General features: G+C 71.2%; 26 protein-coding genes. 5 read left to right on the top strand and 21 right to left on the bottom strand.

What is annotated here, in order from left to right; translation table 11 throughout:
- Positions 1-263 precede the first annotated feature (263 nt).
- The 4 genes from eno to ACIQOE_RS28710 all read left to right on the top strand — a co-directional run bounded on the left by eno (position 264) and on the right by ACIQOE_RS28710 (position 3663).
- Positions 264-1550 (top strand): phosphopyruvate hydratase, encoded by a 1287-nt coding sequence (gene eno / locus ACIQOE_RS28695; RefSeq protein ID WP_351320945.1) that lies wholly within the window; start codon positions 264-266, stop codon positions 1548-1550.
- Positions 1551-1658: 108 nt separating this feature from the next.
- The gene (locus ACIQOE_RS28700) at positions 1659-2135 is read left to right on the top strand and encodes a septum formation initiator family protein (RefSeq protein ID WP_351935620.1); all 477 of its coding nucleotides are present in this window, start codon (positions 1659-1661) and stop codon (positions 2133-2135) included.
- Positions 2136-2164: 29 nt separating this feature from the next.
- Positions 2165-2695, top strand: coding sequence for a DUF501 domain-containing protein (locus tag ACIQOE_RS28705; RefSeq protein ID WP_351320941.1), 531 nt, complete (start codon positions 2165-2167; stop codon positions 2693-2695).
- Complete coding sequence (locus tag ACIQOE_RS28710; protein WP_401414541.1) at positions 2692-3663, top strand: exopolyphosphatase; 972 nt, start codon at positions 2692-2694, stop codon at positions 3661-3663. The genes ACIQOE_RS28705 and ACIQOE_RS28710 overlap by 4 nt, the downstream gene beginning before the upstream one ends.
- 86 nt (positions 3664-3749) lie before the next feature.
- Here the strand turns inward: ACIQOE_RS28710 and ACIQOE_RS28715 are convergent, their stop codons facing one another.
- Genes ACIQOE_RS28715 through ACIQOE_RS28735 form a run of 5 tightly spaced genes read right to left on the bottom strand, consistent with a single transcriptional unit; the run spans position 3750 to position 6455 of the window.
- Positions 3750-4106 carry an ASCH domain-containing protein gene (locus ACIQOE_RS28715; RefSeq protein ID WP_401414543.1) on the bottom strand — a complete coding sequence of 119 codons (357 nt, stop codon included), beginning with the start codon at positions 4104-4106 and terminating at the stop codon, positions 3750-3752.
- Positions 4103-5218, bottom strand: coding sequence for a hypothetical protein (locus ACIQOE_RS28720; protein WP_401414545.1), 1116 nt, complete (start codon positions 5216-5218; stop codon positions 4103-4105). Before ACIQOE_RS28720 ends, ACIQOE_RS28715 begins: the two co-directional genes overlap by 4 nt.
- Positions 5219-5266: 48 nt before the next feature.
- Positions 5267-5758, bottom strand: coding sequence for a hypothetical protein (locus ACIQOE_RS28725; protein ID WP_401414547.1), 492 nt, complete (start codon positions 5756-5758; stop codon positions 5267-5269).
- Positions 5752-6129, bottom strand: a complete 378-nt coding sequence (locus ACIQOE_RS28730; RefSeq protein WP_401414549.1) for an ATP-binding protein — start codon at positions 6127-6129, stop codon at positions 5752-5754. Before ACIQOE_RS28730 ends, ACIQOE_RS28725 begins: the two co-directional genes overlap by 7 nt.
- A gap of 5 nt (positions 6130-6134) precedes the next feature.
- Positions 6135-6455, bottom strand: coding sequence for a hypothetical protein (locus ACIQOE_RS28735; RefSeq protein ID WP_401414551.1), 321 nt, complete (start codon positions 6453-6455; stop codon positions 6135-6137).
- Positions 6456-6708: 253 nt separating this feature from the next.
- On the opposite strand from ACIQOE_RS28735, the gene ACIQOE_RS28740 reads away from it, so the two are divergent.
- Positions 6709-8013, top strand: a complete 1305-nt coding sequence (locus ACIQOE_RS28740; protein WP_401414552.1) for a helix-turn-helix domain-containing protein — start codon at positions 6709-6711, stop codon at positions 8011-8013.
- Here the strand turns inward: ACIQOE_RS28740 and cutA are convergent.
- The 16 genes from cutA to ACIQOE_RS28820 all read right to left on the bottom strand — a co-directional run bounded on the left by cutA (position 8010) and on the right by ACIQOE_RS28820 (position 21120).
- Entirely contained in the window at positions 8010-8330 is a 321-nt protein-coding gene (gene cutA / locus ACIQOE_RS28745) for a divalent-cation tolerance protein CutA (protein ID WP_401414554.1), read from the bottom strand. The two genes, ACIQOE_RS28740 and cutA, sit on opposite strands and share 4 nt — an antisense overlap.
- A 117-nt stretch (positions 8331-8447) precedes the next feature.
- Positions 8448-8705 carry a hypothetical protein gene (locus tag ACIQOE_RS28750; protein WP_401414556.1) on the bottom strand — a complete coding sequence of 86 codons (258 nt, stop codon included), beginning with the start codon at positions 8703-8705 and terminating at the stop codon, positions 8448-8450.
- Positions 8702-8938 (bottom strand): hypothetical protein, encoded by a 237-nt coding sequence (locus tag ACIQOE_RS28755; protein ID WP_401414558.1) that lies wholly within the window; start codon positions 8936-8938, stop codon positions 8702-8704. Before ACIQOE_RS28755 ends, ACIQOE_RS28750 begins: the two co-directional genes overlap by 4 nt.
- Before the next feature lie 56 nt (positions 8939-8994).
- Positions 8995-9864 carry a peptidoglycan-binding protein gene (locus ACIQOE_RS28760; RefSeq protein WP_401414560.1) on the bottom strand — a complete coding sequence of 290 codons (870 nt, stop codon included), beginning with the start codon at positions 9862-9864 and terminating at the stop codon, positions 8995-8997.
- 78 nt (positions 9865-9942) lie between these two features.
- Positions 9943-11718 (bottom strand): hypothetical protein, encoded by a 1776-nt coding sequence (locus ACIQOE_RS28765; protein WP_401414562.1) that lies wholly within the window; start codon positions 11716-11718, stop codon positions 9943-9945.
- Between the two features lie 15 nt (positions 11719-11733).
- Positions 11734-12546, bottom strand: a complete 813-nt coding sequence (locus ACIQOE_RS28770; RefSeq protein WP_401414564.1) for a hypothetical protein — start codon at positions 12544-12546, stop codon at positions 11734-11736.
- 53 nt (positions 12547-12599) lie between these two features.
- Positions 12600-13700: a hypothetical protein gene (locus tag ACIQOE_RS28775; protein WP_401414566.1), complete on the bottom strand. Its 1101-nt coding sequence runs from the start codon at positions 13698-13700 to the stop codon at positions 12600-12602.
- Positions 13701-13713: 13 nt separating this feature from the next.
- Entirely contained in the window at positions 13714-14718 is a 1005-nt protein-coding gene (locus ACIQOE_RS28780; RefSeq protein WP_401414568.1) for a hypothetical protein, read from the bottom strand.
- 12 nt (positions 14719-14730) lie between these two features.
- Complete coding sequence (locus ACIQOE_RS28785; protein ID WP_401414570.1) at positions 14731-16047, bottom strand: phage distal tail protein; 1317 nt, start codon at positions 16045-16047, stop codon at positions 14731-14733.
- 4 nt (positions 16048-16051) lie between these two features.
- A complete protein-coding gene (locus tag ACIQOE_RS28790) occupies positions 16052-18475 on the bottom strand; it encodes a phage tail tape measure protein (RefSeq protein WP_401414572.1) in 2424 nt (807 codons plus the stop codon).
- 227 nt (positions 18476-18702) lie between these two features.
- On the bottom strand, positions 18703-19155 hold the full coding sequence (locus tag ACIQOE_RS28795) for a hypothetical protein (RefSeq protein ID WP_401414574.1): 453 nt from the start codon (positions 19153-19155) through the stop codon (positions 18703-18705).
- A complete protein-coding gene (locus ACIQOE_RS28800) occupies positions 19152-19622 on the bottom strand; it encodes a phage tail tube protein (protein ID WP_401414576.1) in 471 nt (156 codons plus the stop codon). Before ACIQOE_RS28800 ends, ACIQOE_RS28795 begins: the two co-directional genes overlap by 4 nt.
- A gap of 11 nt (positions 19623-19633) precedes the next feature.
- Complete coding sequence (locus ACIQOE_RS28805) at positions 19634-20056, bottom strand: minor capsid protein (RefSeq protein ID WP_401414578.1); 423 nt, start codon at positions 20054-20056, stop codon at positions 19634-19636.
- Positions 20049-20408: a hypothetical protein gene (locus ACIQOE_RS28810; protein WP_401414580.1), complete on the bottom strand. Its 360-nt coding sequence runs from the start codon at positions 20406-20408 to the stop codon at positions 20049-20051. Before ACIQOE_RS28810 ends, ACIQOE_RS28805 begins: the two co-directional genes overlap by 8 nt.
- Entirely contained in the window at positions 20405-20725 is a 321-nt protein-coding gene (locus tag ACIQOE_RS28815) for a hypothetical protein (RefSeq protein WP_401414582.1), read from the bottom strand. Before ACIQOE_RS28815 ends, ACIQOE_RS28810 begins: the two co-directional genes overlap by 4 nt.
- Positions 20722-21120, bottom strand: a complete 399-nt coding sequence (locus ACIQOE_RS28820) for a hypothetical protein (RefSeq protein WP_401414584.1) — start codon at positions 21118-21120, stop codon at positions 20722-20724. Before ACIQOE_RS28820 ends, ACIQOE_RS28815 begins: the two co-directional genes overlap by 4 nt.
- Between the last annotated feature and the right edge of the window lie 3 nt (positions 21121-21123).

Here is a 21123-nt window from a genome sequence, read left to right on the forward strand (position 1 = left end):
GCGTTCTCCCCCGTACGCACCGGGGCGGGGTTTTCGTGTGCGGGCCGCCGCCCGCGGTCCTCTTCTTGACCCGCTCTTCTCCCGTTCTTCATCGGACCCCCCTTTGTTCCGTACATGAACAATGAGTACCGTCAGTGTGTCCACGGGCCGGTCGGTAGGCCGGATGACGGGTCCGGGACGGTTAGGCTCTAGTCGCAAGGCTGAGCAAGGGCCGACAAGGCCCGCGTGCGCCCGCACAACCAGCGTCACATCCCAAGAAGGAGATGCTCGTGCCGTCCATCGACGTCGTCGTAGCCCGGGAAATCCTGGACTCCCGAGGCAACCCCACGGTCGAGGTCGAGGTCGGCCTCGACGACGGCAGCACGGGTCGTGCCGCCGTTCCCTCCGGCGCCTCCACCGGCGCCTTCGAGGCCATCGAGCTCCGTGACGGCGACCCCAACCGCTACCTCGGCAAGGGCGTCGAGAAGGCCGTCCTCGCCGTCATCGAGCAGATCGGCCCGGAGCTGGTCGGCTACGACGCCACCGAGCAGCGCCTGATCGACCAGGCCATGTTCGACCTGGACGCCACCGACAACAAGGGCTCGCTCGGCGCCAACGCGATCCTCGGCGTCTCCCTCGCCGTCGCGCACGCCGCCTCCGAGGCCAGCGACCTGCCGCTGTTCCGCTACCTGGGCGGCCCCAACGCGCACCTGCTGCCGGTGCCGATGATGAACATCCTCAACGGCGGTTCGCACGCGGACTCCAACGTGGACATCCAGGAGTTCATGATCGCCCCGATCGGCGCGGAGTCCTTCTCCGAGGCGCTGCGCTGGGGTGCCGAGGTCTACCACACCCTGAAGAAGGTCCTGAAGAACAAGGGCCTGTCCACCGGTCTCGGCGACGAGGGCGGCTTCGCCCCGAACCTGGAGTCCAACCGCGCCGCGCTCGACCTCATCCTGGAGGCGATCAAGCAGGCCGGTTACGTCCCCGGCGAGCAGATCGCGCTCGCGCTCGACGTCGCCGCGTCCGAGTTCTACAAGGACGGCAAGTACGAGTTCGAGGGCAAGTCCCGCTCGGCCGCCGAGATGACCGAGTACTACGAGGAGCTCGTCGCCTCCTACCCGCTGGTCTCCATCGAGGACCCGCTGTTCGAGGACGACTGGGCCGGCTGGAAGGTCCTCACCGACAAGCTCGGTGACAAGGTCCAGATCGTCGGCGACGACCTGTTCGTCACCAACCCGGAGCGCCTGGCCCGCGGCATCGAGGACGGCGCCGCCAACGCCCTGCTCGTCAAGGTGAACCAGATCGGCTCGCTCACCGAGACCCTGGACGCCGTCGAGCTGGCCCAGCGCAACGGCTTCAAGTGCATGATGTCCCACCGCTCCGGCGAGACCGAGGACGTCACCATCGCCGACCTCGCCGTCGCCACCAACTGCGGCCAGATCAAGACCGGCGCCCCGGCCCGCTCCGAGCGCGTCGCCAAGTACAACCAGCTGCTGCGCATCGAGGAGATCCTCGACGACGCCGCGGTGTACGCCGGCCGCAGCGCCTTCCCGCGCTTCAAGGGCTGAGCCGTAGGGCCCGTAGAGGGTAAGGCTTAGCCAGTCGTACGTACGTCCCCGTACCCGGTCCCGTACCGTGTGCGGGGACGTACGCGCGTGTGAACGGGAGGCGGGGACATGGCCGTGAGGGACCGGGACCGGTTCTCCACCGCGACCAGGCTGAAACTGCTCGGCGAGCAGACGGCGGCCCGGGTCTACCGCTCCCAGACCAAGCGGCAGGCCCGCCGCTCGCGGCTCACCGGCCGCGCCGCGCTGCTCGCGATCGTGCTGTGCACGATGATCGTCGCGCTCGCCTATCCGATGCGCCAGTACGTCTCCCAGCGTGCCGAGATCGCCGACCAGGAGCGTCAGCAGAAGCAGGCCAGGCAGCGGGTCGAGCAGCTGCGGGACGTCAAGGCCCGGTGGCAGGACGACGCGTACGCCGAGCAGCAGATCCGGCAGCGGCTGCACTACGTGATGCCGGGGGAGACCGGCTACATCGTGATCGACCCCGCTGCCGCCCAGCAGGCGCACGCCTACCTCGGCGCGGCCGACCGGCCGTGGTACGCGAACGTCTGGGACGGCGTCGACAAGTCCGACGCGTCCGACCAGTGAACCGACAGAAAGCCGCACAGAACACAGTCATGCACACGCCTCCGCCCTCCACTCCGCGCACCGAGCCGACCGACGCCGACGTCGAGGCCTTCCAGCAGCAGCTCGGGCGGCCGCCGCGCGGGCTGCGGGCGATCGCGCACCGCTGCCCGTGCGGTCAGCCCGACGTCGTGGAGACCGCGCCCCGGCTGCCGGACGGCACGCCGTTCCCGACGCTGTACTACCTGACGTGCCCGAAGGCCGCGTCCGCCATCGGCACCCTGGAGGCCAACGGCGTGATGAAGGAGATGACGGCGCGGCTGGAGAGCGATCCGGAGCTGGCGGCGGCCTACCGGGCCGCGCACGAGGACTACGTACGGCGCCGGGACGAGATCGAGGTGCTGGCGGGCTTTCCCAGCGCCGGCGGGATGCCGGACCGGGTGAAGTGCCTGCACGTGCTGGTGGCGCACTCGCTGGCCGCCGGCCCCGGCGTGAACCCGCTCGGCGACGAGGCGATCGCCCTGCTGCCCGAGTGGTGGGCCAAGGGCGCGTGCGTGACCTCTGCCGAGGAGGACGGCCAGTGACCCGTGTCGCCGCCATCGACTGCGGTACCAACTCCATCCGGCTGCTCGTCGCCGACGCGGACCCCGCGACCGGCGAACTCGTGGACCTGGACCGGCGGATGGTGATCGTCCGGCTCGGGCAGGGCGTCGACCGGACCGGGCGGCTCGCGCCGGAGGCGCTGGAGCGGACCTTCGCCGCCTGCCGGGAGTACGCGGCCGTCATCAAGGAGTACGGCGCCGAGCGGCTGCGGTTCGCGGCCACCTCCGCCTCCCGGGACGCCGAGAACCGCGACGAGTTCGTGCGCGGGGTGCTGGACATCCTCGGTGTCGAGCCGGAGGTCATCAGCGGCGACCAGGAGGCCGAGTTCTCGTTCGCGGGGGCCACGCGGGAACTGGCGGGCCGGGACGACCTCGCCAGGCCCTTCCTCGTCGTGGACATCGGCGGCGGCTCCACCGAGTTCGTCGTCGGCGACACGTCGGTGCGGGCCGCGCGGTCCGTGGACGTCGGCTGCGTCCGCATGACCGAACGGCACCTGGTGCACGAGGGCCGGGTCAGCGACCCGCCGACCGAGGCGGAGACCGCCGCCGTACGGGCCGACATCGAGCGGGCCCTGGACCTCGCGGAGCAGACCGTGCCGCTGCGCGAGGCGCGCACCCTGGTCGGCCTCGCCGGGTCCGTCACCACCCTCTCCGCGATCCACCAGGGCCTGCCGGAGTACGACTCCGCGGCCATCCACCACTCCCGTATCCCCTACGAGCGGGTCCGGGAGATCACCGAGCGGCTGCTGACCTCCACGCACGCCGAGCGTGCCGCCATCCCCTCGATGCACCCCGGGCGCGTCGACGTCATCGGCGCGGGCGCCCTCGTGCTCCTGGCGATCATGGAGCGGATCGGCGCGGCGGAGGTCGTGGTGAGCGAGCACGACATCCTCGACGGCATCGCTTACAAAACGGCACTCGACGCCGAACGGGAGGAAGACGAGGGCTGACCTGCGGTGATACAGCGGCGCCCCCGGGGAGTGATCTCCTCGGGGGCGTTCTGTTGCCCGGTCCAGGCCCGGGCGGGCGGCCGGCGTCAGCGGGTGAGTAGTTCGATCTTGATTGCGAGGGCCCCGAGTGCTTCCTTTTCGGGCGAGTAGATGTTGCGGATGTTGGCGAGCTGTTCCTCGCGGGTGGCGGTCGGGTTGACGTTCGCCGGCCCCTCGCCGTCGAGCAGGGCCTCAAAGTCGGGGTACTCGGTGACCTGCTTCACGGACACGTCGCATGTCTCGTCGGTGCCCTTGATCCGGAAGCGGATCACGTCGCCGGCGGCGAGGTCGGCGAGGTGCGGGTACTTCACCCGTACCTCGGTCGTCTTCTGCCCGGAGGCGACGAGGTCGAAGTATCGCCGGAAGAGGTTCAGCTCGCGGACGCGAGCGGCGGTGTCCGTCATGGGGCGGAAACGCTCCTAGGGGTCGGTGCAGTCATCAGCCGGGCGAGCTCGCCGGCCGAGTACGAGCGGAAGAAGTGCCGGGGGTCCGAGAGGACGACCGCGGCCATGCCGAGCAGTCGGTCGACGTACTCGTGCAACGATCCGGGCCACTCCCGGGTGTCGAGCATCCAGGGGGCGGCGCCCTCGGGCAAGGATGCGAGTCCCTCGCGTATGAGGGACTTGGACAGCTTGGCCCCGGTGTCACTGAGGATCATGGGGCAGAACAGCCGCGCGGGGAGTTGCCCGCGGGTGAGGCCGAGTGCCTGTAGGGCGCCGTCGACGAGCTGTGAGCCGAATACCCAGTCGCCACCCTTCACCATGACGTACAGGGTGCCGGTGCTGCCCGTGGCCGCGAGTTCCTTGATCAGGTTTCGGTACAGAGTGGAGAGGTCGAGGTACGCCTCGCCGGCCGGCTCGATGGTGACCTCGTACGGGCCGTGGTGAAGGCAGACGGCCGCGACCTTCGCCTGCTCGCTGCTGATCGACCGGACGAGGGTCCGCTCGGCGTCCTTCTCGGCCCAGCCGCAGCCGGGCCTCGGGCAGGGCACGCGAACGTGCGCCACGCCGGACGACGGGGCGATGTGCCAGCGCGCGGCGTCCATCCGCGGGAGAGCTCGCAGCCAGGTGCGGCGGAAGTGCTCGCCGGCCTGCTGCTCGCTGTATGTCTCGACGGAGTACGGGACGCTGAGCCGTTGGGACAGCGCGGCGAACAGGGGGCGGTACAGCTCGTCGACCTGTCGCACGATGCCCTGCTTGCCGAGAGCCTGCGCGTAGGCCCGCTGGTAGCGGTGGCCAGTCTCCTTGTCCGTCACGATGGCGTACGGCGCGTTGTCGAGTGCGCCGAACTGGACCTCGGCCGGGATGCCGAACTTGTCCCGGACCCGGGCCGCGGTGGCGAAGGTGAGGGACTGCACCAGGGACGTGCCGATGTGCGGGGCCCCGTTGATCTGCGTCCCCACGACGAACACGACGCGCTCGGGCGCGGAGTCGAGGACTCGCGGGGTGAGCACGTCCTCGGCGGCGTTGAGCGCGTTGGCGAGGACCGTGTTAGGTGAGACGGGGTATGTGGTCACCCTTGTTCCCCTCGGTAGATGGGTGGAACTTCGCGGCGGTGCGGGGTGCTAGGTGTGCTTGAGAGCGACCGTCCCCATGCGGAGGTGGCCGGAGAGCAGGCAGACGTCGAAGAAGCGGGAGACGGCTGCGTGTGGGCTTCCAGGGGGGAGCGCGGCGAGCGCCACGGAGAGGCACACGGGAGTGCCGGCCGTGACGGCATCGCGCCATTCGGGAGAGACGGGCGCCCCGACGTAGCTGTACGAGGTCCCGTCGAGAGTTAGGCGCGGGGTCCGGTCGCGCAGCGTCAGCCGGGGGCCGGCGTCGCGGATGCGGACGTTGGGGCCGGCGGCGGGGAGCGTGAGGGCGTCGGCGAGGGCGTTCATGTCTCGGGCGATGGTCACCTCGGACTCGACCAGCGCGCGCGGCAAGGGGTGCACGAGCACCATGTGCGCGACGGGGCCGGCTGTGGTGTCCTCGACCCAGGTTGCAGCCTGTACTCGGGCGAGGGTGCCGGCACCCACCGGGGCGGTGGTTGCCGTGCCCGTGAGGTTCATCAGCACTTCCGGTCCACCTCGCACCACACGTTCTTGCCGAAGGGGCGAGGGTCAACTCCCCAGCGCGACGCGATGATGGAGACGAGCAGCAGGCCGCGCCCGCGGGGGTCGTCATCGCTCGGGTGGCGCACGATCGGCCGGCGCCGGCGGGGGTCGTGGCATTCGACGCGCACCCGGTCGTCGTCGGTGTCGACGCGGAGCAGAAACGCATCGCCGGCCCCGGTGCCGTACCGGACGGCGTTGGTGGCGAGTTCTGACACCAGCAGCAGCACGTCGTCGAGCTGCTCGGCGACACCCGCCTCGGTGAGCGTGTCTCGGGCGAAGGTGCGGGCGCCGGGCACGGAGGTGTCGGCGGCGGAGAATCGGCGTTCGGGCACTGTGATCACCTCGTGCCGCCCGAGGCCGGTGAATCGGCCGACGGGGTGAAGGGTCGGGGCGTCGCGTGCTCGCCGCAGTGCTCGGGCGGCTCGTCGGCGCAGATGAGCAGGGAGTCGCCCGGACGGGCGTGAAGGAAGTGTTCGGGCCCGTCGGGGCTGTCGAGCGGCTGCGTGCTCAAGGTGACGATTGGCGCGCCCTTGTGCAGCCGCTCGTCGAGGACCTCGTTCACGATGGACCACTCGTCGGCGTCGAGGACGACAGCGCCAACCGTGATGCGGTGCGCGCAGACGAAGCCCATGAACCCGTAGGCGGTGAGGGACTTCATCCGGCAGCCCCAACCGGCTCGGGCGGCATCCCGGTGAACTCCAGGGCGGGCGGCGGGTCCTGAAAGGCGGCGGGTGCAGTCCAGACGGCCAATTTCATGGTTCCCCTTGGTGGCTGTGGGCAGCGTGACAGCCGGTCGTGCAAATTCGTCACGCCATGCAAACCAGGGAACTCCCGTGGAGAGAGGGACACATCAGCCACTCTCTAGGCCGTTCGATAGGCCAGAATGTAGGCCAGACACGAAGGGGGCCCGGGTGCCACACACGGGTGAAGACGTCGGCGAGCTGCTGCGCCGGCTCCGTTTCGAGGATGGGCGTACGCAAGCCGAGATCGCCGAGGCTTGCGGCAGGTTGGCCGCGGACTCCGCCATGTCTGGTCAGGACGTGAGTCGGTTCGAGCGCGGGGTGCGAGTGCCAGGGAGGCCCGCGAGGTTTCGGTTAGCGGCGGTGTACGGCGTTGATCCCGACCTGTTGCACAGAGCTGCGGCGCTGAGTCGGACGAAGCGACGCCGAACCGTCGAAACGGGGAAGGCTCTTACCGTAGGTGTTGACATTCCCTCGTTTGAGGGAACCTACGGGACGGAGGTTGATTCGGTGAGACGGCGACAGTTCTTGGGCGCCGCCGCAGTCGGGGCCGGCGCTGTGGCTGAGCCGTGGGGCCGGCTGGCGCACGCCCTAAGCGGGCAAGGCCGGCCGGACGGGGACTCAGTCTCAATCATGGCGCGTCGATCCGCAGACCTGTTCGACGCTGAGACGCAGAAGCCAGCAAGCCAGGTGTACGGCGACCTTCTCGCGCAGGTCAACACGCTGTCTCTGCTGATCGACTCGGCGACCAACCCTCGCCCGTTCGTCGCCTTGGCTGGGGAGACGGCCGCGCTTGCCGGATGGGTGGCATACGACTTGGGCGACTCAGCAGCAGCGGCCGGCTACTACGACGTAGCACGCAGGGCGGCGCGCGAGTCCGGAGAACCGGCCGTGCTTGCCCTCGTCATGGCGTACGAGAGCTACGCGGCAACGGACCCTCGGCAGGCTGCCGGGATGCTCGCAGCGGCGCAGCAGTACGTCAGGGGGCCGGGGGCCGCTACCGCGCGGGCGTGGCTGTCTGCCCGCGAAGCGGAGGAGAGGGCGACGGCCGGCGACCGAGACGGCGCTCTGCGCGCCATTGAGCGGGCGCACGCCGTGTTCGACTACGCGAACCCCACAGGTGAACAGCCGTGGGTGAAGTTCTTTTCGCAGGCCCGGCTCGACAGTATGACCGTGGCCACGTACGGGAGGCTGGGGCACCCGGAACTCGGCAGGGTGAGCGATGCGGCCCTCGCTGCCCTCACCCCCGATGACTTGAAGGTTCGTGCCGTCATCCTTGGCGACGTGGCGACGGCCTACGTGGTGCAAGGGGAATTCGAGCGTGGGGCCGAGGTGGCGCGCGAGGCCCTCACCGTGACGCGGCAGGGTGAGGCGACGCTCGGCCGACAGCGGCTCGGCGCGCTCGCCGCGAGGTTGCCCGCCACCAACAGCGTGGCGGGGCAGCTCCGCGGCGAGCTGGTCGCCGCGCTTGGCTAGCTCGACGTCTCCGCATCCAGCCACGCGAGGTACTCGTCGCTGCCGCCGGTGATGGGGGTAGCGATGATCTCGGGAGTGTCGTAGTCGTGCACGGCCTTGATGTGCGTCGACAGCTCGTCGAACCGCGCGGCGGTCGTCTTGTAGAGCACGCGCCACTCGGCGTCAGTCTCGATCTTGCCTTCCCACCGGTACACGCTCGTCACGGGTCCGTCGATCTGCGCGCAGGCGGCGAGACGCTTCTCGACGGCCGAGGCGGCGAGCTTCTCCGCCTTCTCCTTGGCGTCCGTCGTGGTCAGTACGGCGAGGTAGTCGGCCACGGTTGCCCCTCTCAACTCGGGTGTTCCGCGACCGTATCGCAGGACGCACAGAGGTGGGCCCGCCCCCCGAAACGGCAACAACGCCCCTGCCCGGCCGAGGCCGAGCAGGGGCGCAGGTCAGTTCCACTGCCCGTACAGGGCAACGAGGAGGGAGGCGAGGGCGACGAGGGCGGCCAAGGACGGGAGCGGCCAACGGGCCCGCTCAAGGTTGCGAATGCGGCTCTCGTGGTCTTCCAGGGTCCGGGCGTGGTCACCGATGGGCAGGGCGTCGAGCTTGAGGGACACGGACTTGACCTCGTCGTGCGTGGCGCGTACCTCGGCGTAGACCTCGGTCGGGGTGACGACGACGGACCCCTCGGGTATCGAGGTGCTCACTCGGCCGGTGCCTCCTCGTCGTTGCGCAGGCCGAGGCCGACGCGGTCGAGCAGGGACTCGACGGCCGGCAGCGCCATCACGCGGGTGAGGGCGCCGGCGACGACGAGGGCGCCGGCCACCCACGGGAGGGACTCGGGGATGCCTGCGGCGTCGACGATGGCCGGCAGCGCGAGGGCGAACGCGACGGCGCCTTGCAGAACGGTGCGGATGGTGCGGCGGTTCTCGGGGCTCATGCTGGGGTGTCTCCTTCGGAGGGGGCCGGCCCGCGGGCGCGGGCCGGCGGGTTGGGCTACTTGACCTTGGGGACCTTGAGGGCATCCCAGGACTTCCGGCCGGGCCATCCGTCGGCGTCCTTGCCGGTGTACCCCTGCTTGCGCTGCCACTTGGCGTACGAGGAGAGGTCGGCCGCGGTGAACTGCGCGCTGGGCCCGGAGTGGTAGGCCGAGCAGCCGACGGCGACGAGCCGCTTTCCCATCGCGGTGACGATGGGCGAGCTCGGGTAGCTCTTGAAGAACTCGACCCCGGGGAAGGGCTCGTACGTCGGGGTGGCCGGCGGGGTGCCCGGCTTGGCGGCGAGGCGGCGGTCGATGCGCTCGCGCATGGTGGTCATGGAGAACCCGCGCGGGTCGACCTTGGTGTTGGTCCACTCCTTGTGGCCGATGACGCTGGCCGCGCTCCAGCCGTAGGCGCGGCAGATGGCGGCGCCGGCCTTCTCGATGGCGAGCAGCTGCGCCTCGGGCCACGGGTCGGCGCCGTTGCCGAGGTTCACGCACTCGAACCCGTAGAAGTGCACGTTGCCGTCGGTGTTGTTCTCGTTGGTGGCCGGCAGCTTGTGCTCGGCGACAACGGCGGCGAGCACGTCGTCGTCGCCGGTGCCGGCGTGGTTGGCGCGGCCGGCGCTGACGAGGTAGACGTCGCCGTTCTTGGCGATGACGCCGTGGCACAGCGGGCCGGGCAGCGCGGCGTACCCCTCGTAGCAGAGGCTTACCGAGTTGTCGGTGCCGCTGCTGGCGGTGTGGTGGATCATCACGCCGTTGATGGGGCCCCAACCGCCGTGGCCGGCTCGGTCGTGAGTGCGCCACGAGCGGTACTCGATGACGTTCAGGCCCTCGGCGCGCAGTACGGCGAGCAGCCGGTCGGGGGTGAACGGGGTTGCCATGATGGGTGTCTCCAGACATGAAAAAAGGCCCCGGCCGGATGGCTCGGGGCGTGCAGGGGAACGGCGGGGCGGCGAGGGTCAGGCCAGGCCCGCCCAGTAGCGGTTAGCGCCGTTGTCGATGTTGGCGAGGGTGATGGAGGCCGGCGGCGAGGTCGGCACGGTGGCGGTGTAGACCCCGAACCGCTTCACGTTCGAGGGGCCGAAGACGTTGGGCGGGGCGCCGGCGCCGTTCTCCAACTGCAAGAGCATGGGCCCGTCGCTGGCCGAGTACCGGAAGACGTACGCGATGTAGTACAGGCCGGCCGGCAGGCTCACGCTGGACGTGAGTGCGGCCGTGACGGCGGCGCCGCCGGCGTTGTGCACCCCGGGTATGACTGCCTCGCCGGCCATGTCCGCCGTGGCGCCCTTGCGCGCGCCGGCGCTGTCGTAGACCGCGGCCCACGAGCCGGCGTTCATCGTGCCGGCGTACCCGCCGACCTGAAACACGATCTTGCTTACGGTGGTGGTCTGGCGCAGTACCACCGCGGTGAAGCGCAACGAGGCGTTGCCCGTGAACGCGGTCGTTGACACGGCGGTGACGGGGTCGAACGCCCATGCCTTGAGGCCGAGGTCGGCCGGCGCGAACATGGCCGGTATGGCGAGGTCGGGCAGGTTGGCGAGCGGCACGTCGGACGCGGAGTCGAGCGGGGCCACCCCGTTGGCGGCGGCGCGCGCTGTGGTGGCGAGGGCGCCGACCTGCGCCGCGGTGTGGGTGTGCGATGCGGTCGCGGCCCCGACGTCGCCGGCTGCGAGGACCACCGCCCCGGTGTAGCCGTTGACGGACGAGACGGCGCCCCCGCCGGATGCGGCCGGCAGCTGCGCGGCCGGCACCTTCCCGGAGGCGTCCAGGGTGGCCACCCCGCCGGCGGCGCCGGCCGCGCTGGTGGCGAGCGCGCCGACGTCGGCCGCGGCGAGGACGACGGCGGCCTGCGACTTGCCGTTGACGGACTGCACGACCCCGGGCGCCCCGTCCTTGCCGGCCGTACCGGTGGCGCCGGTCGAGCCGGCCGTGCCGGTGTCTCCCTTGGGGCCCTTGAGGTTGCCCACGACCGAGCCCCAACCGCTGGCGTTGCGTTGGAAGACGTCGCCGGTGTCGGTGCGCAGCAGCAGGTCGCCCGGCTTCGTGCTGGTGCTCGGGGTGCTCGTGGTGTTGAGGTACCAGGCGGCGCCGCGCACGTTGGGGACCTGCTGTGTCCACGCTCCGCCGGCCCGCTGCCAGACGGACAGGGTTTCGCTGGTCACGCCGAGAAAGGTGGTCGACTCGCGTTGCACGTACAGGTCGCCATCGACGCCGAGCGTGCCGGCGGGCGTGGTGGTGCCGGTGTAGGCGCGGCTGCCGGCCGGCCCGGTGTCACCCTTGGCGCCCTGCGGGCCGACGAGGGAGACGAGCCACTGTTCGACGGTGCCGACGAACCCGTGCGCGAGGGCCACCTCGTACGCGGAGTCGCCCCGTACGGCCACGTACGTGGGCTTGGTGGGGTCGGTGGGGGCGACGTCGGCGAGGTCGACGGCCGGCGACTCCGCGGGCAGCAGCAGGGAGTACGAGCGGCCCGTCGGGACGCCGGCGAGTGCTTCGGTGACGGTGTACGCCCAGCCGGACGGGTCCATGCCGGGCGCGTCGGTGGCCGGCAGGGTCACGGCGATGGCGCCCTGCGCGTCGAGCTGCGCGGCGACCGGGCCCCCGAGGATCACGTCGGCCTCGGGAAAGGTCAGCTGTGCCGGCGCGCGGAAGGTGACGGAGCCGGACAGCGGCTTACCGTCGGGGGTGAGAAAGCGACCGGTGACGGTCACGGTGGGGATGGACTCGGGCAGCACGGTGCGCGCGGCTCCTTACTCGTCGACGATGCGCAGGCCCGGCTCGGCCGGCGGAGCGGGGGGCGTGTCCACGACGGCGGACTGCGCGGCCGGCATGGCGCGGGTGCCGCCACTGCCGGGGGTGCGCGAGGGAAGGTCGGGCGCCTCGTCGGCGGTGTACGTGTTGCGGGTGTAGGCGTTCCAGATGCGCGTTTCGACGTTCTGACCTGCGCTCTTGTTGCGGTGCTGAATGCGCCACTGCACCCAACCGAGGAACTCGACCCCGTCGAGCGGCTGCTCGATGGTGCGGGCCGTCCACGTGTTGGCCGGACAGTCGTATTCGGCGAGGGTCTCCTCGCTGCCGCCCGGGCGGGTCCACATGACCCGGACCTGCCCCCCGCCGGTGTTGGCGTAGGTGGTCAGGTTGATGACGGCGACGGCGTTGTGCACCGATCCGGAGCCGGCCCACGCGGTGTCATAGGTGGTGCCGTCGTACGACTGGCGCTCGGTCGGGTAGAGCGGGAGCGGGAGCCAGGGCCGGCCGAGGAACCGGTCGCTGAACGCGTCATCCATCACGATCACGCGCGAGGCGGACTCGGGGTCGCGCGCCCACATGCGCACCATGTTGTCGGTGTCGGTGCCCGACCCCCCGACGGTCCAGGCGGGGCTACCGTCGTCGCGGCCCAGGTACGTGCCGTACGTGCCGTCGGACCACTGCCCGGTACGCAGCGCCAACTCGCCGTTAGGGCCGCGCACTTCCAGAGTGCCGCCCTCGCCGATGCTCACCTTGCCGTTGAGGATCTGGTTCAAGGCCGGCCGGATCTGCGCGCGGCCGGTCAGCTCGCGCACCTGCCGCTCAAGGGCCCGGACGCGGTCGAGTAGATCCTGCGGGACTGCTGCCACTAGGCGGCCTCCAAGTACAGGCGCGCCGACTCAGGCCGGCCGCGCTCGGGTGGGGTGATGGACAGGCCCACGACCCGGTACCGGGCGTCGAGGGTCTCGGGGTGCCACAGGTCCCGCACGCGCAGGCGCACGCTCGCGCCGAGCAGGGCCGGCGAGACGGGGGCGCGGCTCATGTCGATGGACACCTCGGGGATGACGGTGCCGGCGCGGGCCGCGGCGAGGTCGGCGGCGGCGTGCCCGTCGAGGGTCGGCCGGTCCTCAACCGTGGTGTAGTCGCTGCTGCCGTCGAGCCTCGGCCACCCCTCGGCGACGTCCTGCTCGGCGAGCTGCAACGTGCTCGTGAGCGGGACGGAGTCGGCGGCCTGGTTGGTGTTGTCGGTGGCGCCGCGGCTCTGCCACGCGTTCGCGCGCACCGTGGCGTCGACGGGCCACGTGTAGGACATGACCGGGCCCGGGTGGTCGAGCACGATCTCGGCGTTGCCGGTGCGGATGGTCGGCGCGCCGAGCTGCAACCGCTTGACCCGGCGCCCGTCGGCATCGCGGAAGGAAGCGATGCGCCACTCGAACCCGCCCTCGACGTTGCCGAGTTGGTCGAGCAGGTCGCGCACGAGGGGGAGGTCGTACCGGCTGTACGTGCGGTCGCGCAGCACGCCGGACACGGCGGTGTCGTAGGTGATGCCGATATCCCCGCCGGGGGTGTTCTGCACGTAGTCGAGCAGGCCCCGGGCGATATCGAACTGATCCGTTGCGGTCGCGGTCAGGGTGTCGTACAGCATCCGGTGCGACAGGTAGGTGTCCCAGGTGCCGGCCTGTACGCCGACCGAGAGGTTGCCGCGGTCGTCGCTCTGTACGGCGGCGGTCCACAGCACCCCGCCCCACCACAGTTCGCGCCCCCGCTCCAGCCACACAGCCGTACGCCCGGGCACGATGGCGGCCCGGGCGCGCGCTGCTATGGCTGCGTTGGGTATGGGGATGGTCCCGGACATGGCGCCCGGCTTGCCTATGTAGTCGTCGAGGGAGAGCTGCTGCACGGGCAGCGCGTCGAGGACCTGATCGGATCGCAGGTCGCACAGCAGCAGCCGGTACGGGGGCGAGAGCACGCGCACCCCCTCGTCAAGCCAGGATGAACGTCGCCGACGTCCGCAGGTACCGGTCGCTGCGCAAGGCGCCGTTGCCGGTCCACGTCCGCAGGATCAGCGCGCCGGCCGTACTCAGCCGGGCCGCGCCCTCGCCGTAGCCGTCGGACACCGACAGTTCGAGGTCGGCGAACGGGCGCCATCCGGCCGGCACGGTGCCAATGGTCTCGTCGTTGATGTTGCCGGCCGCCGGCACGTCGAGCTGTGCGCCCTTGCGCGCTACCTCGAACACGAGCGTGCACAGGCCCCCGGTACGGCGGGCCGAGTAGCTGCTGAGGGTGTAGCCGCTGGCCACCGCAAACCCGCTCGTCGCCGACTCGACAGCAAGCGGGGGCCGGTAGGTCTCCCACTTGGCGGTGGTGGCGTTCCAGCGTTCCAGCACGCCGGCGTTGTCGCGGAACTGCCCGTCATACGCGCCGGTGAAGCTCGTCCCCCAGCCGCGCGGGATCACCCCGCCGTACGAGGCGGTGAAGCGCCGGCGGTCCGCAAGTGCGCTCGCCCATGTGATCCCGCCGTTGCCGGCGGACGCGCCGGCCGGCACCGTGATGGACCACAGGCGCAGCGAGCAGGCCGGCAGTACCGGCTCGGCCGGCGCCGCGGCCGGCTGGCCCTTGACGAGCTCGACCGCAACGGCGGTCGTCTTCGACTGGTCGTACAGCCCGTCGTACACGCGCAGCACGACGGAGTCGATACGCGGATACTGCGCGTCTCCGTCGGCCACGGTGAGCGTCTCGGGGACGGTCACGGCGACCGGATAGGCGCCCTGCGCGGTGGTGCCTTGTACGAGGGCGCGGCCGGGGCCGAGCTGTACCTGCATGGCGGCGACGCCGGTAGCCAGCAGCGGGGCGCCGCCGGCAATGACCCCGTCGCGCGAGGTGAGCTCGCCCTCGGGCACCATCGTGCCGAGCGGGGCGAGGCGGGTGTCGGAGCGTGTCTGCCCGTCCGGGGGTCCGGTGAGCAGCCACGCGGCGCGCACGGTCACGGCGGCGCCTCCTTACCAGTAGGCCGAGCGCCACCGAACGGTGACGAGCGCGGCGGGGTCGGTGGATTCGGGCGCGGCCCGGTACACGAGGTCGGCCGTCCCGGGCCACAGGACGAACGACTCCTCGGGCGCCGAGCGGGACGTCGCGGTGTAGAGCCGGCTGGCGGTTCCGTTGAGCGTGACCGTGCCCTCGGCGGTGTCGACCGTGAGCACGTCGCCGGCGGCGAGGGCGAGGTCGTATTCGAGGACGTCGCCAGTGGCGGTGTTGGTCAGGCTCGGCATGATGACCGGGCCGCGGAACTCGACGTGCGGGTGCGCCGGCGCGTTGCCGGCGTTGGTCGCGGTCATGGTGCCGGTGCTGCCTGGGGGGCCGAAGTCGTACGGCTCGACGAGGTCCTCGTCGGGGCCGGGGACGAGCAGGCGCGACGGGCCCACCGCGACGGTGGCCGGCGAGGGGATGCTCGCCCAGTTCATGACCGGGCGCACCTGTGTGGCGCCGGCCGGCGCGGTGCCGGTCACGCGGCCTCGTACGCCGTTGGAGCTGCCTACGTAGGTGCCGGCGTCGTCGAGCCAGTGCAGCAGCAGCACCGAGCCGAGTGGCGGCGCGTCGGCAAGGAACGTCACCGGCTGGCCGGCGGCGACCGGGAAGCCTGAGAACGACCCGGGGCCGGACGTCCACGCGAGGCCGGCCGAGGCCGCGGTCACCGTGACGGTGAGCGCGCCGGCGCTGCTGCCCAGCGTCATGCCGGACATGGCCCAGAACGAGGACGAGGCCGAGGCGAGGCCGGCGGACTGCTCGGCGGGTAGCTGCTGCTGTGCCCCGTTCTCGTGCCAGTCGAGGCCCGGCTCGGCGCTCGGCAGGGTGGTGCCGGCCGAGCGCTCCAGCAGCTCATACCGGCGCGGGTCGGTCGCGGTCAGCTGTAGTGCGGCGCCGGCGATGCTGCCGACGGTGTACCCGCGCTCAACCGGGATGGCCCGGGCCGTCGCGCGCACCCACGCCAGCCGGGGGCCGCGCTCGTCGAGCTGCACCACGAGCGGTATCTCGTCATCGGTCACCGCGGTGGTGTCTTCGAGCTGCTGCACCACTGAGCCGAGCTCGTCGGCCCGGGCCCGGATGCCGATGCCCTCGACCGTGATCACGCGAGGTTGCGCGAGCAGCCGGCCGAGAATCGCGCCGTGCGCGTCGGACCGGTTCACCGAGCCGTTGTCGAGGGCGGGGAGGTCGCCCCAGCCGGTGAGGGTGCCCCACCGATAGGGGGTGCCGCGCCCGAGCAGCAGCTCGCCGAGCTGCACGTGCCCGGGCGCGGTCACGCGGTCGCCGATGGCCACCGGTTCACCCCCTCGCCTTCATGCGCCACGCGAGGGCGGACGCGTTTTCCTCGGGCGTCTGCTCGCCCCCGTGCCAGTGCTCGATGTGGACCGACGGCGAGCTGCCGCCGGCCGCGCCGTAGCCGCCGGCGGAGCCGTACGAGCCAGCGGTCGCGGCGAGGTCGCCGACACCGGGCAGGGACGGGGAGGGCACGAGCGTGCGCATGGTGCGCGCCACCGCGCCGGCGCCTGAGCGGATGCCCTTGACCACGCCGGCGGGAATCCAGCGGCCAATGTCACGCGCCATGACGCGACTTGGGCTGTGGATTCCGAGTGCCTTGGCGATGGGCCCGGGAATCATGTTCTTGGCAAAGGAGATCAGCTGTGATTTCAGCCAACCGCCCATGCTGCGAACGCCGTTGTACAGACCTCGAATCAGGTCGGTGCCCTTGTCGTACAGCAGGTGGCCCAAGCTGCCGACCGCGGAAACGATTCTGCCGGGCAACCCGCGCACGTACGAGACGAGCTCGCCGGCCTTGCGCGCGGTGCCGTCCTTGATGGACTGCCAATGCTTGATGATCAGCCCGGGGAGCGTCCAGTTCAAAAAGAAATTGACGATCATCCCGGGAATGCCGCGCACCCAATTGACAATGGCATTCCAGACTCGGAGCGTGCCCGACTTGATGGAATCCCAATGCTTGATGATGATGCCGACGAGGGTGAAGTTCAAAAAGAAGGCGAGCAGCATCTGCCCAACCCACTTGATCTTTCCCCACACCCATTCCCACGCCGTTTTTGTGGCGCTGACGACGGTGTCCCAGTTGGCGACGATGAGCGCGACGAGCGCGACCACCGCGGCGATGATCCAGCCGACCGGGCCCATAGCGAGCACCCACGCGGCGGCCATCCGGGCGGCCTGAATCATGGACTGTGCACCCATGAGGACCCACGCGGCGACCGTGCGCACCGCGGCGGCGGTGGCGCCGGCGCCCTGTGCGATCCACCCCGCCACGATCATGGCGTTGGTGGCGACGAACCGGGCGCCGGCGGCGACGCCGGCCGTGCCCTGCGTGATCCAGCCGGCCACCACCGTGCCGGTGGTGGTGACGGCCTGCGTGCCCAGCGCGATCAACGCCGGCAGCATCACCAGCGTGATGACGCCGGCGGCGATGCTGAACGCCGTACTGTGCTTCGTGACGAACCCGGCGGCGGTGGCGATGCCGGTCCCGAAGTCGTCGAGGTATCCGCCGGCGGTGGTCAGTGCCGGGATGACGGCGGAGCCCAGGACGTTGACGAACCCCTGTTGCAGCGAGCGCGTGAACATCGTGACCTTGGTCGATGCGTTGTCGCGCATCGTGTCGCCGGCCTTCTTCGCGGCCCCGTCGACCTTGCCCAGCGCGGATACGGCCGAGCTCGGGTCGAGGGCGAACAGGGCGCCCGAGAGGTCCTCGGCCTGCGAGCCCAAGAGCTGAAACGCCAACTTGGAGCGCTCGGAAGGGTCCTTGACGGACCGAAGTCGGTCCATCAGCTGATCGAGCGCGGCATTTGCGGCCGGCCCGCCCTTGTTGAACGCGGCGGCCATCTGGTCGGCGTTGAGCCCAAGAGCCTTGATGCCGTCGGCCGCGCTGCCGTCCTTGACGCGGATATTCAGCTCTTTGAATGCGTCGGCGACGATATCGGCGTCACGCGCGCCGGCGTTGAGCCCCTGCTGAATGAGGCCCATTGCCTGTTTGCCGCCAATTCCCATGTCGCGGAATTGGGTGCCGTACTCGTTGAAAGTGTCGAGCAGATCCTCGGCTTTATTGGCGCCGTTCTGCGTGCCCTTGACGAGAATGTCGAACGCTTCCTCAGCGTTCTTCGCCATTCCGGTTTTGAGCATCTGTCCGACCGCATTTGCAGTCGGGCCGACGTCCTCGCCCATGATCTGCGCGACCTGCGAGAGCCGGCCGCCGACCTTTTCGAGTTCCTTCTGCGTGGCGTCCGCCGGCACGAGGCCCTGCTGCCACAACGACTTGAGGGCCTCGTTCGCGTCCTCGACGCTGTCCGTGTAGCCCTGGCTGTAGAGGTTGCCGGCCGCCTGCCCGAGCCGCTTGGCCTGTGCGGGGTTGGCGCCGAGCTGAGCAGCAAGCAGGCTGTTGCCCTTCTGCTGCTCCATCGCTTCCCCGACGCCGGCCATGACGGCGGCGCCGATGCCGGCACCGACCGCGGCCCAACCGAGGGCGCCCAACTTCTCTTTGAGGACTCCGCCGGCCTCGCCGGCGCCTTCCTCTGCTCCGTCGGCGACCCCGTCGCCGAGCCGCTGCCCGGCCTGCTCGCCGGCGCGCGCGGCTTCCTGCGTGATGGCCTCGGCCGCGGCGACGACGGCGGCCTCGGCCCGGGCGAGGCCGGACTCGGCGCCCGACTCGTCGACTGAGACTGTGGCGAGCAGCTCGGCCACGGTGAGGGCCACGGCGCGTCACCTCCCGTCGGTCGTGCCGGCGGGAATGCCGGTGATAGCTGCGATCTCTGCGGGGTCCTCGACGGCGCGCGGGGTGCGCTTCCAGGCGGTAGCGAACCGGGACTCGGCCGGCAGGCCACCGACGAGGACGAGGAACCGGCGGGTGGTGAGGGCGGCGAGGTCAGCCGGCGCGAGGTGGTACTCGCGGGCGAGGTCGGACTCGACGGCGGCCCAGTTGGTCAGGACCGCGCGCCAGAACCCGCCTTCTTCTTCCCCGTCTTCTTGGTCGTCGCGCGCCGAGCCGCCCGGTTCGGCGCCGCGGCTTTTCCCTTCTCCTGCTCGGCGTACAGCTCGGCGGCGCGCTGCATGGACACCGAGCCGGGGTTGCGGATGTTGCCGGCGGAGTAGATCAGCACAATGCCGAGCTGCTTGTCGGTCATGCCGGCCTCGGCCCAGGTGTCGAGGGCGTCGGCGCCGTACAGGGTGGCCAGCATCTTGCGTATGTCGCCGGGGTCGGAGCTGTTCTGTACGCGCTCCATCTGCAACGTGAACATGAGCGGCAGCGACTCGGGCAACACATACTCGCGCCCGAACAGGGTCAGCGAGACGCGCTCGGCGGCCTCGGCCTGCTCGGCGAAGAACGCGTCAAAGTCGGCCGGCGCGAGCAGCTGCTCGTCGGTCTCCTCGATCACGCGCCACCCCCGGCCACGGTCGCGGTGGTGGGCTTGCCGCAGCGGGTGAACGAGGCGGACCACGACGTCTTGTCGTTGGTCTCGCCGCCCTGCTCGCCCGGGGTGACGGTGGCTTCCCACACGACCCACGCGGTTTGGGTCTGGTGGCGCCACCGCACGGTGTTGCGCGAGTCGATGCCGAGCCGGTACGCCCAGACGGTATCGACGTACGCCTGCCCGGGGTCCTGCGCGCCGGTGGTCTTGTCGATGCGGTACTGCCCTTCCACCTCGATGGTGGCGCCGCGCTGCATGACGTCCTGCTCGTAATACCCGTCGGAGTCGAACGCGACCGTTTCGGCCGTCTCTTCGTTCTCTCCGGGGTTGTGGGTGAAGGACGTCAGGCCGGCGATGGGCAGCCACGTCTCGGTGTCGGCGTCGGCGTCGAGCACCTCGAACAGCCAACGTCGCGCGTCGATGGGACGCGACATAGGGGTGCCTCCTATTCGGGGCGGTGAGTGGTGGGGTTGTCGACGTCGAGGCGGAAGTTCACGACGTGCTCGTGCCGGCCCGCGGAGTCGGGGCCCAGCGGGGTGGGGGTCTGCTGCGCGACGGACAGCACCAGGTACGTGCCGTCGGGCAGCTCGATGCCGGCGAGGCCGTGCAGGGCCCCGTACAGGGCCTCGGCGCGCCGGCGGGATACGCGGGGGTCCGCGGTGCCACGCACGCGCACCTGTAGCTGCCGGGTGTCGTAGCCGTTGCGCGAGTCCTGCTCGCCAGCCCCGTACAGCCACAGGCCAACGGCCTCGGCCGGCTCGGGCGGGAGCGTCTCGGCGAAGGTGTCGCCGGCGATGCCGGCCGGGTCGTAGGTGAGCAGGCCGGCGTCGGCCAGGTGGCGGGCGAGGCCGTCGAGCAGGTCAGCCACGGAGGGACCGCCGTACCTGCGCGGCGATGATCTCGCCGACGGTGCCGGCCTCCCGGTGGGCGGGGTCCTCAAGGAACTTCGCCTTCCGGCCCGGGGAGTGCCGAGCCGACATGTCCTCGTGCACGCGGCGGGCGTACGGGGTGTCGTAGGAGACGGCGGCCACGAGGTTGGCGTCGTCCACGGAGGTGGCGCCGGATCGTTCGAGGGTGCCCTCGTCGATGGGGACCTCGGAGCGGGACGCGGCGAGCAGGTGCTCGGCGCCCAGCAGCAGCCCGCGCAGGGCGCCCTCGCGGGCACGGCCGAGAACCTGCTCGCCGTTGAAGCGGACGCGGGCCCGGGGGGTGCGGGTCACTCGCAGGTCACCTCCGTACAGGCCGGCACGGGCAGGCCCGGGGCGGTGTGGTGGGCGACCGCCACCGCGGTGGTGGTGCGGCCGTCCGGCAGGGTGATGCGGGACCCGAGCGGGCAGTCGAGATCCGGCGCGGCGATCAGGGTTGCGGCGGCGGTGACGTCGCGTCCGTCGGCGGTGCGGAACAGCCGCGGGGCGGGGTTGACGAGGGCTGGCACGAGGGGGACGGGCGGCCCGTACTGGGGGCCGTACGCGGAGTCGCCGGCGTACGGCTCGACCGTGATCCGGTGGCGCAGCAGGTACGCCGGTACGCGGCTCACCACGGGAACACGTAGCCCGGTTCGAGGCCGGCCCGGCGCAGCGCCCGGTCGGCGCGCGGGGCGAGGTCGACGCCGGACGCGCCGGCGCGGCGACCGGAGCGGCCCGACAGGCTCACTCCGCCGATGCTGACGGAGTCCCACTGCCCGCCGGCCCCGGTGCCGTCGTCGCCGGCGGCGAGTTGGTACTCGACCTGTGCGCAAGCGGCGTCGGCGAGCGCGGCCCGCAGGCGCTCGTCGATGGGGTCTCCGTCGTCGTCGACGCGGTACACCGCGGTGAGCAGGGCGGAGTCGATATCTTCGCTCGCCCGGGCGAGCAGCCGCTCGGCCCCGTCGGGTGCCGGCTGACCGGTCCACGCGGCGAGCTGCTCGGGCGTGGCGTAGGTGCGGCCGGCCACGGG

The organism is Streptomyces sp. NPDC091282 (assembly GCF_044757385.1).
Taxonomy (GTDB): Bacteria; Actinomycetota; Actinomycetes; order Streptomycetales; family Streptomycetaceae; genus Streptomyces; species Streptomyces gramineus.

Coding starts and splice junctions, on each gene's coding strand:
- eno (WP_351320945.1), top strand. CDS start 264: ATGCTCGTGCCGTCCATCGACGTCGTCGTAGCCCGGGAAATCCTGGAC.
- ACIQOE_RS28700 (WP_351935620.1), top strand. CDS start 1,659: ATGGCCGTGAGGGACCGGGACCGGTTCTCCACCGCGACCAGGCTGAAA.
- ACIQOE_RS28705 (WP_351320941.1), top strand. CDS start 2,165: ATGCACACGCCTCCGCCCTCCACTCCGCGCACCGAGCCGACCGACGCC.
- ACIQOE_RS28715 (WP_401414543.1), bottom strand. CDS start 4,106: ATGACGGACACCGCCGCTCGCGTCCGCGAGCTGAACCTCTTCCGGCGA.
- ACIQOE_RS28735 (WP_401414551.1), bottom strand. CDS start 6,455: ATGAAGTCCCTCACCGCCTACGGGTTCATGGGCTTCGTCTGCGCGCAC.
- ACIQOE_RS28755 (WP_401414558.1), bottom strand. CDS start 8,938: ATGAGCCCCGAGAACCGCCGCACCATCCGCACCGTTCTGCAAGGCGCC.
- ACIQOE_RS28760 (WP_401414560.1), bottom strand. CDS start 9,864: ATGGCAACCCCGTTCACCCCCGACCGGCTGCTCGCCGTACTGCGCGCC.
- ACIQOE_RS28800 (WP_401414576.1), bottom strand. CDS start 19,622: ATGTCGCGTCCCATCGACGCGCGACGTTGGCTGTTCGAGGTGCTCGAC.